Source organism: Caballeronia sp. LZ024 (assembly GCF_031451455.1).
Classification (GTDB): domain Bacteria; phylum Pseudomonadota; class Gammaproteobacteria; order Burkholderiales; family Burkholderiaceae; genus Caballeronia; species Caballeronia telluris.
This window is the reverse complement of the sequence record NZ_JARUXL010000004.1, coordinates 613,364-628,064: the sequence shown is the minus strand read 5'-3', so window position 1 is coordinate 628,064 and position 14,701 is coordinate 613,364. Positions and strand designations below refer to the sequence as shown.

The following is a 14,701-nucleotide window of genomic DNA, read 5'->3' as shown; positions in this document are numbered from 1 at the left end:
CCCGCGCAAGACGCCAGAAGCCAAAACCTATGCGCAAGACGCCAAAAAAAGCGGTCCGCGATGCATCGCGGACCGCTTCATCCGTGTTGCGGATTACCTACTTCGAAACCAGCTTCTTGCGAAACGGCCCGGGTTGCGCGGCCGGCACGCTCTGCACCGCGACGCCCGGATAGTTGGAGAGGCGGTTTGCGTTCACGGCGGGGCGCGGGCGAAAACCCTGATGCGCGCCGGTCCGCGAACCGCCGACGATTGCGGTCATTGCTTCGCGATCGAGAAGCACACTGTCCGCTAGATCCTTGATGACGATGACGGCCATGACATTTTCCTGAAGGTTCGGAGTCGAAACCGGCGTGACGACGGTCACGCTACGAAGCGCACGGATGCCGGAACACTGCACGCACCCAGTATAGGCAATCCGTTCGCGATTGTGACCGGCGCGACCCCACGTGCGGCCACAACACATTCGAACGACGCAAAGGCGAAAGGCCGCTCGCGGCCTTTGCAGGTTGCGAGCGGCCGGGCCGCCGGAAAACCGGCGGCGCGAGGGCGTTCTCAGAACAGCACGGTGGAGTTCGCCGCGCCGATCTGTTGCGGGTTGACGTCGAAGCGCGGCGCGACGAAGTTCGGCCCGATCACGCTGTTGTTCAGTGCGGAGACCTGCACGTTCTGGTATTGCTGGATGTTCTGGTTCACGTTGACGTTGACGTTCGCGAACGGGCCGAAGCCGCCTTGCGCGAGCGAGCCGCCGTGAACGGACGACATTGCGTGGCGGTCGAGTTCCTGGCTGTGGTGCAGGTCTTGGATCATGATGGACGACATGTTGGTTCTCCTGGCGTGCGTGCTGTGGTGGTGGGCGAGGTTCGGGCCGCGCTCAGAACACGTTGATCGTGTTCGTGTTGCTCGCCTTCTGGATCGGCTTGACGTTCGAATCGATGTCGGTGACGAAGGCGGCGTTGTTGCCGTTCGCGCTGGACACGTTCTGCGTCTGGCCGATCAGCTGCTGCGTGTTGACGGTCACGTCGAGCTTCGTGAAGTCATAGCCCGGGATGAAGAAGGCGGAGTTGCCGCCACGCACGGCCGACATGGCGCGGCTGTCGAGGTCTTCGGTCTTGGCGAGGTCTTTGATCATCAGCGATTTCATTTGGATGCTCCTGGAGAGGGAAGGCTTTCGGGTTGGTCGAGCATTCTGTCTGCTCGGGTGGGATAAATGCATGGCCTGTGCCAGTCAGAGCGCGGCTTCCGAAAATACTTCCAAGTACCTGAAAGAAAAGGAATATTTTCGACGTTGCGAAGAGCGGCGAGTGGCGGGTGGCAACATCGCCGGCGGCCCGGACCCAACAGCGGCCGCTCACGTGTTGGATCGCGCGAGACACCCGCATGCGAGCCGCCGAAGATCGAAAACCAGATTTGCGAAAGGCGCGGGTGAAGGCTAGTATCGAACGTGCACATGTAGTTTGTTACGACAAGTGAATTGTCGGTCGATTTGGAGCCGCGTCGAGTCGCACAGATGACAAGCTTTCCAGAAGCGATTCGTACATTCCACAGCGACGACCCGTCGCGCGACGCGTTTTTGGCAGAGATCGACAGCGCACTGGCGGACACCCGCGAACCGCATTCGAGGCTCATCGCGATCCTCGATGAAGCGCACGCCGCCAGGCCGCTGCCGCCCGACGTCTACGCGGCTGTGAAGCGTCGCATCGACGAAGCATCGCTCTCAGCGCCTCAGCGCAACCTCCATCCCGCCACTCCCGACAACGCAGACGAAACCCGCGTGCAGACCACGCCCGCGGGCTTCACGCCGCGCGATTCGTCGGGGCAGGCGTCGTTCGGCAACGGGCAGGTGGTGGCGGAACTGGATCAGGTGAAAGGCGTCGGCGATACGCTCAACGGCCGCTTCGTGCTCGAAGAATGTCTCGGCATCGGCGGCATGGGCACCGTGTACAAGGCGCTCGATCTGCGCAAGCTGGAAGCGTCCGACCGCCGGCCCTACGTCGCGATCAAGGTGCTGAACCTGCAGTTCCGCGGCAATCCGAAATCGCTGATCGCGTTGCAGCGCGAGGCGCGCAAGGCGCAGACGCTCGCGCATCGCAATATCGTCACGGTGTACGACTTCGATCGCGACGGCTCGGTCGTCTACCTGACGATGGAGTATCTGTCCGGCCAGCCGCTCTCGCGCTTGCTTCGGAACCCGAATTTCAAGGGCATGCCGTTCGCCGAAGTCTTCCCGATTTTCAAGGGCATGGCGAACGCGCTCGCCTACGCGCACGAGCGCGGCTTCGTGCATTGCGACTTCAAGCCGGCCAACGTCTTTCTCACCGATACGGCCGAAGTGAAGGTGATCGACTTCGGCATCGCGCGCGTGTTCCAGCGGCCCGAAGAGGAAACCGAGGCGACCATCTTCGATCCGGGCAGTCTCGGCGCGCTCACGCCCGCGTATGCGAGCCCGGAGATGCTGGAGCACCGCGAGCCCGATCCGCGCGACGACGTGTACGCGCTCGGCTGCATCACCTACGAATTGCTGACGGGCAAGCATCCGTTCGACCGCGTGCCCGCGACGCAGGCGCGCAGCGCGGGCATGAAGCCCGCCCGTCCCGACGACCTCGGCAACAAGCAGTGGAAGGCGATCCGGGCGGCGCTGTCGTTCGACCGCGAAGCGCGCACGCCGACCGTCGCGCAATTTTCCGACGAGCTTGCCGAAGAGCAGCGGCCGGCTGCCACGGCGGGATCGAAGGGCAGGCCGAAGCTGATGTTCGGCGCGGCGGCGCTGGTTGCCGCCGTGGTCGCGGGCGGCGGTTACTACTTCTACGATCAGTCGAGGAGCGAGCAGGAAGGCGCGAAAGGCGCGCAGGAAACCGATGTCGCGGGCAGCGTCGTGGCGCCTTCGGCGCCTGCCGTGGCCGTCGTGCCTTCGGCTCCCGCCGCGGCGTCCGCGCCCGCGACTGCACTGACGCTCGATGCGGTCACGCCGGCGCTGGCCGCCGTGCCGTGCTCGGCGCTCGTCGCGACGGTCCACGATCAGACCGTCGACGTGCAGGGCTACGTGTCGGAGCGTTACGGCATGGGGCGGCTCAGGCAGGCTCTCGGTGCGCTGCCGGGCGTGAAGACGGTCAACCTCGGCGTGCAGGCGGTCGCCGAGGACAAGTGCGACGTCCTCAAGGTCGTCGGGCCGTACTGGACGGCGAACCATCAGACAGGCCGCCCGGCTTCGCTGCGCTCGCGCGCGCCGGGCGCACGGCTGACCGAAGGCCAGCCGCTGATCGTCGACGTCATGACGCCGGGCTTCGATTCGTATGTCAACGTCGATTATTTCCAGCTCGACGGCACCGTGGTTCATCTCGTGCCGAACGAGCGCGCGAAGGACAACCAGGCACCGCCGCACTACACGGCGACCATCGGCACGATGGGCGACTGGGTGGTCGGCAAGCCGTTCGGCTCGGAACTGATCGTGCTCTTCATCACGCCCGCGCCGCTCTTCGATTCGCTGCGCCCCGACAGCGAACCCAAAGCCGACTACCTGCGGGCCGTCGATGCGCGGCTCGCGCAACTCGCGGGGAAGTACGGCCGCGATCACGTGGCGGTCGACATCGTGCAGATCAGCACACAGGCGCGCAAGCACTAGCCGCGCGCCATGCGCGGTTACTTCATGTCCCGTGCGACGCGAAAGCCGTTTTGCGACTGCCGCACGCTGGCGCTGTACTTGAAGCGCGTCGCGGACTGCATGTACGCGGCGCCCTCGCGCCACGATCCGCCGCGTATTACGCGCACCGAGCACGCGGCGTCGTCCCAGACGCGGCCATCGGCCGGCGCGGACTTGTACGAGCTGTGCCAGCAGTCCGCGACCCATTCCCAGACGCTGCCGTTCATGTCGAAGAGACCGTAGGGATTCGCCGCGAACGAGCCGACTGCGACGGGGCTCTCGGTCGTCCACGGATCGCCGCAGTCCTTGCAGTCCGCGTTGCCTTTCTTCATCTGGTCGCCCCACCAGTAGACCGTCGACGTGCCGCCGCGCGCGGCGTATTCCCATTCGGCCTCCGTCGGCAGGCGATACGCCTTACCGCCCACCTTCGACAGCCATTTCACATAGACCTGCGCGTCGTCCCAGCTGACGTTACGCATTGGTGAATTGTTCGGCGGATTGTCATCGATTGCGATACGTGTGCAGGCGCCCGCGTCCGCGCACGCGTTCCACTGCTCGACGGTGACTTCGTACTTGCCGATGGCGAACGGCTGGCCGATCGACACGCGATGCGGCGGCTTTTCGGCGGGATCGTCGGAGTTGCTGCCCATCGTGAACGTGCCGGCGGAGAGCGGGATCAGTATCGGGCAGTTCGGGCAGTCCTTGATCTCGCCGCCGCTCGCAACCTTCGCGGCGACGGGCGGCGCGGGCAACGCCGGCGCGGCGGGCGTTGGCGTCGGCTTAGCCGTTTCGACGGGCGCCGCCGGCTTTGCTTTCACAGCGGGCGTGGACGCGGGAGCGGGCGTCGGGACCGAAGGCACCGCGCGCGAGGCGGGCGCCTCGCTTTTCGCACCGGCGGCACGCAGCCGCTCGATGCGCGCTTTCGCGAGCGCCGCGAACCGGCCGTTCGGATAGGCCTTCAGATACGCCTCATAGTCGCTCGGATAGGTGCTGTCCTTGATCGAGTCCCAGAAGGTCAGCTCGTACTGCTCGCTGCTGTCCTTCGGCAGGATGCCGCGCATGCGCGTCGGCGCCGCTTCGTCCGCCTGCACCGATGCGACGGCAACGCCCGGACGGGCATCGCCGAAACTGACGTCGTGCGTGAGCGTCGATGCCACCCACGGCACCTGCCGGCCGTGCGTCGCGTTCGCCACCGAATCCGCGGCGAAGCGAAGCAGCGCGTGGGCATCGCGCGGGCCCGTCGCCAGGGCGCGCAGCAGTGCGGCCGTATAGACGCCGTGCGCGGAACCTTCGGCGGCGAGCGAACCGGGCGCCGTCGCATACGCGACGAGCGTGTTCGCGGGCAGCGCGAGCGCATGCTGCGCTGCGGGTTCGAACGGATCGTTCAGGCAGGTGTCGAGGATGACGATGTTCGTGCGCCGCGCGCTCCGGCCGCCGTGCGTCATGCCGTCGAGCACGCTCGCGAGCGCGATGCCCTTCGTGACGAGCCGCGCGGGAGAGGCGCCGTCGGCATCGACCGGGATCAGCAGCGTGTCGCGCGAAGTCCGCAATCCGTGGCCGGCGAAATAGACGACGCCCGTGCCATCCGCGCCGAGCCGCCGGTCGAAGTCCGCAAAGGCCGCTTTCATCTGCGCTTCGGTGAGGTTCGCGCGGCTCACGACGTCGAAGCCGAGCGCGGCGAGCGCATCGCTCATGCGGCGCGCGTCGTTGAGCGGGCTGGCGAGCGGCTCTACGGCGTAATCGGCGTTGCCGATCACGAGCGCGAGTCGGGGAGCGGGCGCAGGCGGTGTATCGGCGATACGCTCGAAGGCGGGCCGATCCTCATGACTGGCTGAAGTGGCCGGCGCCGACTGCGCGCACGGGACGCCGATCGTTCCGAATATGCATACGATCAAGAGTTTTCGCCACATATTCACACCTGTCTGTCCGGCATTGAAGACGGCTGGCCGACGTTGCGTGTTGCGACTTCGCGTTGCCTGGCTGGATCGGCGAGTTGCCGGTGCGAAACCCGCAACCCAGCAGCGACAACGATAGCACGGCGTCAGGCGATGCTTAATCCCATTAAGCAGGGATTCGTTTGGGGGAACTCGCGTTTTTTCACCACCCGCCAAAGCGCGGTTGTACGTATCTTTTTGAGGACTTCCGTTCTAAGCTAAAAGACGAAAAGAGGAAGAAACCAAGGACGTCGCTTAAAGAACGATGTCCGGTCATGGCGGGAGGCTGCGTAAACATGCTGAGACGAACCATGCTTGGCGCGCTGGCTTCGCTCGCGGCGCTGGCCGCGGACAAATCGTATCCGGCGCCGCGGCCACGCACGCCGTCGCCGCAGAACGCGGAGGCGTACATCATCTGGCCGCCGGACGGCGCGGTCATCACGGGCGGCAAGCTCTGGGTGCGCATGGGTCTGCGCAACATGGGCGTGTGTCCGAAGGGCATCGACCTGCCGAACGTCGGGCATCATCACCTGCTGATCGACACGGACCTGCCGCCGATGGATCAGGAAATTCCGTCGGACCGCAACCATCTCCACTACGGCGCCGGCGAAACCGACGCGCGGATCGAACTGCCGCCCGGCAAGCACACGCTGCAGCTTTTGATGGGCGACATGAACCACATGCCGCACGACCCGCCGGTGTATTCGAAGAAGATCACCATTACCGTGCGATGAAAGCGGCATCGATGAAACCGGCAGCATGCAGGCGGGCGCAACCCAGGGCACTTTCCAGCGGAGCCAGCGGAGGGCACGAGCCATGAACAAGCTATTCGCCGCGGCCGCGCTTGCGGCCTGCGTCTTCGCGGGCGCCGCGGCGGCGGGCCCGACGCCGGCTCCGCCCAACGCCTATGCGTACATCGGCTACCCGAACGACGGGCAGGTGGTTCCGGCCGGCAAGCCGTTCAAGGTGTGGTTCGGGCTGCGCTACATGGGCGTCGCGCCGCGCGGCGTGAAGTATCCGAACACGGGGCATCATCACCTGCTGATCGACACCGATCTGCCGCCGATGGATCAGGAGATTCCGTCGGACCGCAATCATCTGCACTACGGTGCGGGCGAAACCGAGACGCTGCTCGAACTGCCGCCGGGAAAGCACACGCTCCAGTTGCTGATGGGCGACGACAAGCACATTCCGCATGACCCGCCGGTGTATTCGAAGAAAATCACGATCATCGTGAAGTAGGACCCCTTTGCGTTTGCCCAACGCGCGCGGCCGCAGGAACTCCTTCGGCCGCGCGCCTCTTTGCGTGCTGCGCCTGCACGAATCCCCTTCAAGCCCTCTGTTGCCCGATGTCCAACACACGACGTCCCGTGTGTTGGATCACCGACGTCATCCGCACGGCCGACGCGCCGCGAACCACCGCATGGCACTTTGTGCAAACCCTTTGTTTATAGGCCTCAGCGAAGTATTTCGCGCGCTGGCATCGCGACTGGCACACGCCATGCATTAATGCCATCCGAGCAGACAGATTGCTCGACCAACCCGGAAAAGCCCATCCCTCCCAAGGAGCACCGAAATGAAATCGCTGATGATCAAAGACCTCGCCAAGACCGAAGAACTCGACAGCCGCGCGATGTCGGCCGTGCGCGGCGGCAACGCCTTCTACCTGCCCGGCTACGACTTCTCGAAGCTCGACGTGTCGGTGAACACGCAGCAAGGCATCGGCCAGACGCAGAACGTGTTCAACCAGAACGGCAACAACGTCGCGTTCGCCACCGATATCGATTCGAAGGTCAAGCCGATCCAGAAAGCCGACAACACGAACACCGTCAACATCTATGGCGGCGGCCTCGCAGCCTGATCCCGGCCCGCAGACGAACACCACACTCTCTCGACACGAAAACGCAAGGAGCACCGCCATGTCCACTCTCTCGATCCGCGATCTTTCGCACAGCGCCGAACTCGACCGCACCGAAATGTCCGCCGTCCGCGGCGGCAACGCCTTCTACCTGCCGAGCTACTACTCTGACTCGAGCTTCAACGTCAGCACGCAGCAACTCATCGGCCAGACGCAGAACGTCTACAACGCGAACGGCAACAACGTCGCGTTCGCCACCGACATCGATTCGAAGGTCAAGCCGATCCAGAAGGCCGACAACTCGAACACCGTCAACGTGTATGGCGGCGGCCGGGGCCTGTTGTAAGCGGCGATTGCACCACCCGCAAGACACTCTCTCAAACGTAAGACACATAGCGCAAGGAGCACCACCATGTCCGACCTCATGATCCGCGATCTCTCGCACAGCACCGACCTCGACAGCCAGACGATGTCCGCCGTCCGCGGCGGCACCGCCTTCTACCTGCCGAGCTACTACTCGGATTCGAGCTTCACCGTCAACACGCAACAGGGCATCGGCCAGACGCAGAATGTGTTCAACGCGAACGGCAACAACGTCGCGTTCGCCACCGACATCGACTCGAAGGTCAAGCCGGTTCAGAAAGCCGACAACACCAACACCGTCAACGTGTTCGGCTCGCTGTAAGCAGTGCAGCAAGCGCGAGGGTTCGGGGACCCTCGCGACGCAGTCCCGCGGCCCGGCCAGGATTCATCGCGTCGGGCCGCTCATCGCGCGCAGTTCGCAGAGACATTCGAATCGCGGCTAGTGACGAACCTGTATGGAGTCGCGCGGCGCGCTGTGCTCTACTGGAATTTCGTCGTTCGGCACGTCCTGTTCTTTACTCTGTTTCCCTAGCAGCCAGTGCGTTCACCGGGAGTGAGATCGTGCAAGCCCTGTTGCCTTCGTTGCGCGTGAAAGCCGGGCATATCATCGGAAGACGGCTTGCGTCGCTGTCGCGACTCGCGCTCTTTAGTGCTTGTTGCGCGACACTCCTCACCGCGTGCATCGATGTGAAGGTTCCGACCTACCAGCGGCCCGACACGCCCGAAAAGACCGCGTATTCGAAGCCGGTCGCGGCGAGCGAAACGATCCAGCCCGACTGGTGGACGCAGTTCCACGATCCGTACCTCGACTCGCTCGTCGCCCGGGCGATCAACAGCAACTTCGATATCAAGGTGCTCGCCGCGCGCATCCAGGTGGCGGGCGCGCAGATCGGCGAGGCGCGCGCGGGCGCGCTGCCGACGATGGATCTCGGCGCCGGCGCGAGCTTCGAAAAGACCACCGGACAGACCTTCAGCAAGCAGTACAACCTCGCGACGCAGGTGAACTGGGACATCGATATCTGGGGCGCGGTCGAGAAGGGCGTGCAGGCGCAGAAAGCCGAATTCCGCGCGACCGAATGGGACTGGCGCGCGGCTTACCTGAAACTCGTCGCCGATGTCTCGACGACCTACTTCCAGATCCTTCAGTTCGACGATCAGATCGAACAGCAGAACGCAACGATCAAGACGAACCAGCAGATCCTGACGATCTTCGAGGGCATGCAGAAGAACGGTCTTGTGCCGAATACGCAAGTGCTCACGCAGCGCGCCGAACTCAACCGGCTGACGCGCGAGATGCTCGAATTGCGCCGCTCGCGCGACCTCGCGGACAACGCGCTAGCCACGCTGACCGGCGTGCCGGCCGGCGACTTCAAGGTGCCCGACGGCCACTTGCAAAAGCGCGTGCAGATTCCCGTGGTGCCGCAAGGCCTGCCTTCGCAACTGCTCGCGCGGCGGCCCGATTTGATCGCAGCAGAGTATCGCGTGCTCGAAGCGTACGACCTCGTCGGCCAGGCGAAGCTCGCGCAGTTGCCGACGATCAGCCTGACGGGCCGCGGCGGCAGCGCCAGCTTCCAGCTCACCGATTTGCTCAAGACCTTTACATTCAGCTTCCTGCCGAGCATCAACATCCCGATCCTCGATCCGAGCGTGCGTGCTCACGTCAAGACGACGGAAGCGCAGACGACGGTCGTCGAGCAGCAATACCGCGCGACGGTGATGAGCGCGTTCGAGGAAGTCGAGAACGCGCTCGTCAATCTGGATTCGCACCAGAAGCAGCGCGTCGAGTTGCAGCAGGAAGTCGATCATCTGACGATCGTCGCCGCGCAGATCGACGCGCAACTGAAAGAGGGCGTGATCTCGCAGCTTCAGGTGTTCGAAACCGAGCGCACGCTGCTCGCCGCGCAGCTCGCGCTGCTCGCGAATCATCAGCAGATGCTCTCGGACACCGTCACGCTCTACAAGGCGCTGGGCGGCGGCTGGCCGGCCGTCGACGTGCAGAAGGAAAGTAAGGAAGCGTTGAAATAAACCCGCGCGTTCGGTTCGATTTTCCGAAGTTGAACGAAGCGGCTGTGATATGGCGTCGGCAGCCAGTGCCCGGCGATTGACTACGGCAATGCGTGACTTACACTTTCTACAGTCGCCGCCCGGCGGGCGGCTCCGTCCAACAAAGTCTATTCGCCCGCGTGTCGGCGGGCTTTCCTCTGACGCGCACGCGGCAGCGGCTAGACGTTCCCTGTGACGTGGACATGGCTCCTGGCGATTCGATAGCAGAGGTGCACGCGAGCGTGGGCGAGGCATTCGATGTCGTGCTCAAGCCGGTATCGCATCCGGAGCTGGCGGAAATCCGCATCGACGAAAACCTGTTCGCGATCGGCCGCGCGGAAGCGCCGTTCGATGCGTGTGCGCCCGAAGCCGTCGCGCAACTCTCGCGGCGTCACGCGCGCATCTTCATCGAGCACGGCGCGGTGTATATCGCCGATCTCGACAGCAAGAACGGCACGTCGGTGAACGGCGCCGAGGTTCGTCAAAAGCCCGCGCTGCTGCATGACGGCGACACGATCAGCTTCGGCAGCAGGCTGTCGTATCGCGTGCAGTTCGTGCCGCGCCCGAAGCAGCGCGCGAGCGTTGCGCGCACGGTCACGGTCACGCTCGCACCCGAACGCGACGACCTCGGCCTGCAACCGATTGACATCAACCAGTATCCGTTTCTGATCAGCAAGGCCGACGACCTGTTCGCGCGCCATCGCGCGCAGTATCCGCATCAGGTCAATTACATTTCGCGGCGCCACGCGCATGTGTTCCTGAAGAACGACACGCCGTTCGTGGAAGACCTCGGCAGCACCAACGGCACGTTCGTCAACGGCAAGCGGCTCGAAGCGGCCGCGGTGCCGCTCGAGAACGGCGACGTCGTCGCGTTCGGTGGCACGCATTTCGTCTATCGCGTGAGCGTGCGCCGCGAACCAGAAGGCGACTCGACGCTCACGCAGGTCAAGGAGCCGGTCGCCGCTCCGGAAGATGTCGACAACGACAAGACGACCTTCGTCGGCTCGGCGCATTCGTTCCTCGACATCTTCTGCATCGATCAGCCGGTTGCTGCCGAAGACGAAGTCAACGAGGAAGCGCTTGCGCAAGCCGCCGATGCCAGGAAGGAAGGCGAGCGTCGCCGCGAGCGCAGCCGGTTCGCGATGCTGTTCTCCGCACTGCGCATCGCGTTCACGGGCAACGAACGGCTGACGAGCCGGCGCGGCCTTGCGATCGGCGCAGCGCTGGTCGCGGTGCTGGCGGCGATCGCGCTGTCGCTGTACTTCAACGGTTCGTCGGAACGCCGGTTGAAGGGGCTCATGGCGAGCGGAGAATACGAAGCAGCGGCGAATCTCGCGAACGACTATCTTCAGCGTCATCCCGACGACACGCGTTTTGCCGCGCTCGATACCGAAGCGGTTCTGAAGGCGAAAGTGCCCGAGTGGCTCGCGGCGCTCAAGGGCAATCAGTACGACCGCGCGAACGCGATCATCGCGGAGATGAACCGCCTCGGCGCGAACAACACCGACGTGCGGCCGCTCGTGAAGGAACTGGAATGGATCGGCAAGCTTGAGAGTTTCGTCGTGGGACGCGGCGGTCCCGACGCACCGATTCGCATGTACGTCGACGAAGACCGCATCGGCGAAATCCTCAGACACTGGGAAGACGATGCGTCCGGCCATCAGCGTTCGCTCGACCGCATCGCTTCGTATGTGCCGGCGTTCGCGACGCCTTATGCCGAAGCGCTCAGCCATTTGCGAAGGCTGCAAAGCGACGACTCCGTTTATCTCGCGGCCATCGACCGGCTGAAGGCGAGCATCGCGAAGGAGTTGAGCCAGGATCGCGCGGAAGCGTTGCAAGGCGTGCTGAGTGAATACGCGGACAAGTATCCGCGCTTGGGTGGCCTCGACCGGGTGCGCGCGGACCTGCGCAACTACCTTGATTTGCAGACGCAGATGCGCGGTCCGAGCCTTGCCCCGCTCGTCGCGATGATGAGCAAACTCAAGTTCGAAACGCCGCCGTTTCAGGAGCGTTATGCGCAATTGAGCGCGAACCGGCTGCCTTCGCAAGACGTTCTTAGCCGCTATGAAAGCGTGCGCGATGCGTGGCGAAGCGGCCAAAGCGTTCAGGCCATCGACGGCTTGCAGAAGATGCCCGCCGGTCCCTGGTCGGACGTGATCGCCACGGAGCTGGCGCACAAGAAAGCCGTCGCCGCGCAGTTCGCCGATGTGCAGAAGGCGCGCGGCACGAAGTCCTATGAAGACGCGCTGCTGACTTTCTACGGCACGCTCGATCCCGAGCAGGATGCGTTCTATGTGAAGTCCGTCGATCCGGATGTCGCGGCGTTCAGGGACAAGGCCATCGCGCGCGCGCAGGATCTGCTCAATCGCGCGCAGACGCAGTGGACGCAGTATCGGGCGAACGGTGCGATCGGCGGCACGCAGCGGCTGGAAGCGGGCATCTCGGACACCTTCCGCACGCAGGCGCGACTGCTTGCGGGCGCGCAAGCCGATGCGCAGGGCGGCATGCGCATCTTCAGGCAGGTAAAGGCGGACGGCGCGGCGAAGTGGCAAAAGATGGCCGACGAGATCGATGCGGAAGCGCAACTCCAGCGGCGTTCGCTGCAGGAATTGCGCATGGTGCTCGAACCCGGGCTGCTCAAGGACAAGCTGGCACTGATCGGAGGGGCGGGCAGTGAAGAACGACGCACACCTTAAGCCCTTCGCCGAAGCGCTGGAGGATCACGGCGCAGAAGGCGTCGCGATCCTGACAGCCGAGCCGTGGCGGCTCACGCAGGCGCTCGTCATCGCGATGGTGGCGCTCGTCATCGCGGCGGTCGTCTGGTCGTTCGTCGGACGCGCCGACGTGATCGTGACCGCGCAAGGCACGCTCTCGCCCGAATCGGAGGTGCGGCGCATCTATGCACCGATCGACGGCGAACTCGCCGATCTCTATATCGCCGAAGGGCAGCCGGTGCAGAAGGACGACGTGCTCGCGCGCATCAACGCGCGCGGCGCGATCGAAGCGGCGAGCAATGCGCTCGAAGCACGCCTCAAGCTCGACGACGCCGAGCGCGAATGGAGCCAGTTTCCCGAGAAGAAGCTCTTGATGGAAAGAAAGGCGGCGGCACTGAAGGATCAGATGGAAGTGGAGGAGCGGCTGCATCAGAACCGCGTGTCCGAAGGCACGACCAAGCTCGCCGAAGGGCAGAAGGCACAGCTCCAGGAAGCGCGCAGTGCGCTCGAAAGCGCGCGGCGCGCGCGCGATAACGCCAAGCTCGATCTCGACCGCTTCGCGCGTCTGTTTGCGCTGCCGGGCGGCGGCGGCATCGCGGAAGCGCAGGTCGAGCAGAAACGCAACGTGTATCTCGAAGCGGACAGCGCGTTTCGCGTCGCGCAGTCGAAGCTTTCGGAACTAGACTTTCGCTTGAGCCACGAATATTCGCAAGCGAAGGCGCAACTCGAAACCAGCGGTCAGGAAGCGGTCAATCTGCGCCTGCAATATGAATCGGCGATGCGCGAAGTCGCCAGTACGCAAGACAAGTTGCGTCTGCAACTACAAACCGCGCGGCTCGTTGCCGACGCCGCCGCGCGCATCCGCTTCGAGAACATCGACAAGGACAATTTCCTGCTTATCCTGGCGCCCACCTCAGGCGTGATCACCGACGTCACATCGACGCAGCCCGGCGACAAGATCCAGGCGAACACGCCGCTCGGCGGCATCGCGCCGAAGAATGCGAAGCCGGTGATCAAGATCGAGATTGCCGAACACGACCGCGCGTTCTTGCGCGAAGGGCAACCCGTCAAGCTCAAGTTCAATGCGTTTCCGTACCAGCGCTATGGCCTGATCGACGGCACGCTCGCGTTCATCTCGCCTGCGACCAAGCCGAGCCCGCAAAGCAAGCAGCCGGTGTACGAAGGGCGCGTGACCCTCGAGCGCGATTATTTCCAGGTGTCGGAGACGAAGTACCCGCTGCGCTACGGGATGACGGCGACGGCCGAGATCGTCGTGCGCGAGCGGCGGCTGATCGACCTCGGGCTCGATCCGTTCAGGAATGTGGCCGGCTAGGCATGACTGTATCGACCGCGCTTTCGAGCGCGTTCCCAACCTTCAAGGAGCGAATGAGATGACGGCGATTGTGCGAATCGATGAAGAGGTGGTCGACGTCAGCGAGTTCGTGAGACTGCTGAAGCTGAACGGCCAGTTCGACAGCCTCATCGAACAGCTCGTGCGGGACAAGCTGACGGTGCGGGCCGCGAAGCAGCATGGCATAGCGGTCAGCGCGGACGAGATCCAGACGCGCGCCGACCAGTTCCGCCGCATTCGCGGCCTGCATCGCGCGGCGGACATGAACAACTATCTCGACGCGCTCGGCGTGAGCCTCGACGAATTCGAAGTGTTCATCACCGAGACGCTGTATCAGGAGAAGATGCTGGAGCAGGTCGGCACCGAAGCGGCCATCGAGGAATACTTCCAGTTGAATTCGCCGAAGTTCGACAGCATCGAAGTGAGCCATATCGTGCTCGATACCGAGGGCAAGGCGAAAGAGATGATCTCCTATCTCAACGACGACCCCGAGAGCTTCGCGGAGATGGCGCGCGAGCATTCGGTCGCGGATACGCGCGAGGAAGGCGGCAAGATCGGCCGCGTGCTGCGCGGGCAGTTGCGCACCGACATCGAAGCGAAGGTGTTCAACGCAAACGTGGACGAACTGCTCGGGCCATTCCCTGCCGCCGACGAATCGTCGTTCGAGATCTTCTCGGTCACGGCGAAGCACCCGGCCAAGCTCGACGAAGACGTGGCGGCGGAAATCCGCCGGCTGCTGCGCGAGGATTGGCTCGCCGCGCGGGCGCAGGAACATGTGATCGAAGCGCGCTGAAGAAGGAT

14 protein-coding genes are annotated in these 14,701 nt (G+C 64.1%); 10 read left to right on the top strand and 4 right to left on the bottom strand.

The window, feature by feature from the left end; genetic code table 11:
• Window positions 1-97: 97 nt before the first annotated feature.
• The 3 genes from QCE48_RS25035 to QCE48_RS25025 form a co-directional block, all read right to left on the bottom strand.
• Window positions 98-316 (bottom strand): hypothetical protein, encoded by a 219-nt coding sequence (locus QCE48_RS25035; protein ID WP_309782978.1) that lies wholly within the window; start codon window positions 314-316, stop codon window positions 98-100.
• Between the two features lie 236 nt (window positions 317-552).
• Window positions 553-819 carry a hypothetical protein gene (locus tag QCE48_RS25030; RefSeq protein ID WP_309782977.1) on the bottom strand — a complete coding sequence of 89 codons (267 nt, stop codon included), beginning with the start codon at window positions 817-819 and terminating at the stop codon, window positions 553-555.
• A gap of 52 nt (window positions 820-871) precedes the next feature.
• Window positions 872-1,141, bottom strand: a complete 270-nt coding sequence (locus tag QCE48_RS25025) for a hypothetical protein (RefSeq protein WP_309782976.1) — start codon at window positions 1,139-1,141, stop codon at window positions 872-874.
• Between the two features lie 366 nt (window positions 1,142-1,507).
• Between QCE48_RS25025 and QCE48_RS25020 the strand changes: the two genes are divergently transcribed.
• On the top strand, window positions 1,508-3,619 hold the full coding sequence (locus tag QCE48_RS25020; protein WP_309782975.1) for a protein kinase domain-containing protein: 2,112 nt from the start codon (window positions 1,508-1,510) through the stop codon (window positions 3,617-3,619).
• A gap of 17 nt (window positions 3,620-3,636) precedes the next feature.
• Here the strand turns inward: QCE48_RS25020 and QCE48_RS25015 are convergent, their stop codons facing one another.
• Window positions 3,637-5,547, bottom strand: a complete 1,911-nt coding sequence (locus QCE48_RS25015) for an SUMF1/EgtB/PvdO family nonheme iron enzyme (RefSeq protein ID WP_309782974.1) — start codon at window positions 5,545-5,547, stop codon at window positions 3,637-3,639.
• Between the two features lie 320 nt (window positions 5,548-5,867).
• Here QCE48_RS25015 and QCE48_RS25010 point away from each other — a divergent pair, with 320 nt between their 5' ends.
• The 9 genes from QCE48_RS25010 to QCE48_RS24970 all read left to right on the top strand — a co-directional run bounded on the left by QCE48_RS25010 (window position 5,868) and on the right by QCE48_RS24970 (window position 14,693).
• A complete protein-coding gene (locus QCE48_RS25010) occupies window positions 5,868-6,305 on the top strand; it encodes a DUF4399 domain-containing protein (RefSeq protein WP_309782973.1) in 438 nt (145 codons plus the stop codon).
• 82 nt (window positions 6,306-6,387) lie between these two features.
• Window positions 6,388-6,813 carry a DUF4399 domain-containing protein gene (locus QCE48_RS25005; protein WP_309782972.1) on the top strand — a complete coding sequence of 142 codons (426 nt, stop codon included), beginning with the start codon at window positions 6,388-6,390 and terminating at the stop codon, window positions 6,811-6,813.
• A gap of 334 nt (window positions 6,814-7,147) precedes the next feature.
• Complete coding sequence (locus QCE48_RS25000) at window positions 7,148-7,432, top strand: hypothetical protein (RefSeq protein WP_116562918.1); 285 nt, start codon at window positions 7,148-7,150, stop codon at window positions 7,430-7,432.
• Between the two features lie 58 nt (window positions 7,433-7,490).
• Window positions 7,491-7,775: a hypothetical protein gene (locus QCE48_RS24995; protein ID WP_309782971.1), complete on the top strand. Its 285-nt coding sequence runs from the start codon at window positions 7,491-7,493 to the stop codon at window positions 7,773-7,775.
• Between the two features lie 66 nt (window positions 7,776-7,841).
• Complete coding sequence (locus QCE48_RS24990; protein WP_087629728.1) at window positions 7,842-8,114, top strand: hypothetical protein; 273 nt, start codon at window positions 7,842-7,844, stop codon at window positions 8,112-8,114.
• Window positions 8,115-8,419: 305 nt separating this feature from the next.
• Window positions 8,420-9,817 (top strand): efflux transporter outer membrane subunit, encoded by a 1,398-nt coding sequence (locus QCE48_RS24985; RefSeq protein ID WP_404982303.1) that lies wholly within the window; start codon window positions 8,420-8,422, stop codon window positions 9,815-9,817.
• Between the two features lie 221 nt (window positions 9,818-10,038).
• Window positions 10,039-12,531 (top strand): FHA domain-containing protein, encoded by a 2,493-nt coding sequence (locus QCE48_RS24980; protein WP_309782970.1) that lies wholly within the window; start codon window positions 10,039-10,041, stop codon window positions 12,529-12,531.
• Window positions 12,509-13,882: an HlyD family efflux transporter periplasmic adaptor subunit gene (locus tag QCE48_RS24975; protein ID WP_309782969.1), complete on the top strand. Its 1,374-nt coding sequence runs from the start codon at window positions 12,509-12,511 to the stop codon at window positions 13,880-13,882. Before QCE48_RS24980 ends, QCE48_RS24975 begins: the two co-directional genes overlap by 23 nt.
• Before the next feature lie 58 nt (window positions 13,883-13,940).
• On the top strand, window positions 13,941-14,693 hold the full coding sequence (locus tag QCE48_RS24970) for a peptidylprolyl isomerase (protein WP_309782968.1): 753 nt from the start codon (window positions 13,941-13,943) through the stop codon (window positions 14,691-14,693).
• Window positions 14,694-14,701: the final 8 nt, after the last annotated feature.

Excerpts from the sequence above, each read along its gene's own strand:
- QCE48_RS25035 (WP_309782978.1), bottom strand. The coding sequence starts at position 316 with ATGGCCGTCATCGTCATCAAGGATCTAGCGGACAGTGTGCTTCTCGAT.
- QCE48_RS25030 (WP_309782977.1), bottom strand. The coding sequence starts at position 819 with ATGTCGTCCATCATGATCCAAGACCTGCACCACAGCCAGGAACTCGAC.
- QCE48_RS25025 (WP_309782976.1), bottom strand. The coding sequence starts at position 1,141 with ATGAAATCGCTGATGATCAAAGACCTCGCCAAGACCGAAGACCTCGAC.
- QCE48_RS25020 (WP_309782975.1), top strand. The coding sequence starts at position 1,508 with ATGACAAGCTTTCCAGAAGCGATTCGTACATTCCACAGCGACGACCCG.
- QCE48_RS25015 (WP_309782974.1), bottom strand. The coding sequence starts at position 5,547 with ATGTGGCGAAAACTCTTGATCGTATGCATATTCGGAACGATCGGCGTC.
- QCE48_RS25010 (WP_309782973.1), top strand. The coding sequence starts at position 5,868 with ATGCTGAGACGAACCATGCTTGGCGCGCTGGCTTCGCTCGCGGCGCTG.
- QCE48_RS25005 (WP_309782972.1), top strand. The coding sequence starts at position 6,388 with ATGAACAAGCTATTCGCCGCGGCCGCGCTTGCGGCCTGCGTCTTCGCG.
- QCE48_RS25000 (WP_116562918.1), top strand. The coding sequence starts at position 7,148 with ATGAAATCGCTGATGATCAAAGACCTCGCCAAGACCGAAGAACTCGAC.
- QCE48_RS24995 (WP_309782971.1), top strand. The coding sequence starts at position 7,491 with ATGTCCACTCTCTCGATCCGCGATCTTTCGCACAGCGCCGAACTCGAC.
- QCE48_RS24990 (WP_087629728.1), top strand. The coding sequence starts at position 7,842 with ATGTCCGACCTCATGATCCGCGATCTCTCGCACAGCACCGACCTCGAC.
- QCE48_RS24980 (WP_309782970.1), top strand. The coding sequence starts at position 10,039 with ATGGCTCCTGGCGATTCGATAGCAGAGGTGCACGCGAGCGTGGGCGAG.
- QCE48_RS24970 (WP_309782968.1), top strand. The coding sequence starts at position 13,941 with ATGACGGCGATTGTGCGAATCGATGAAGAGGTGGTCGACGTCAGCGAG.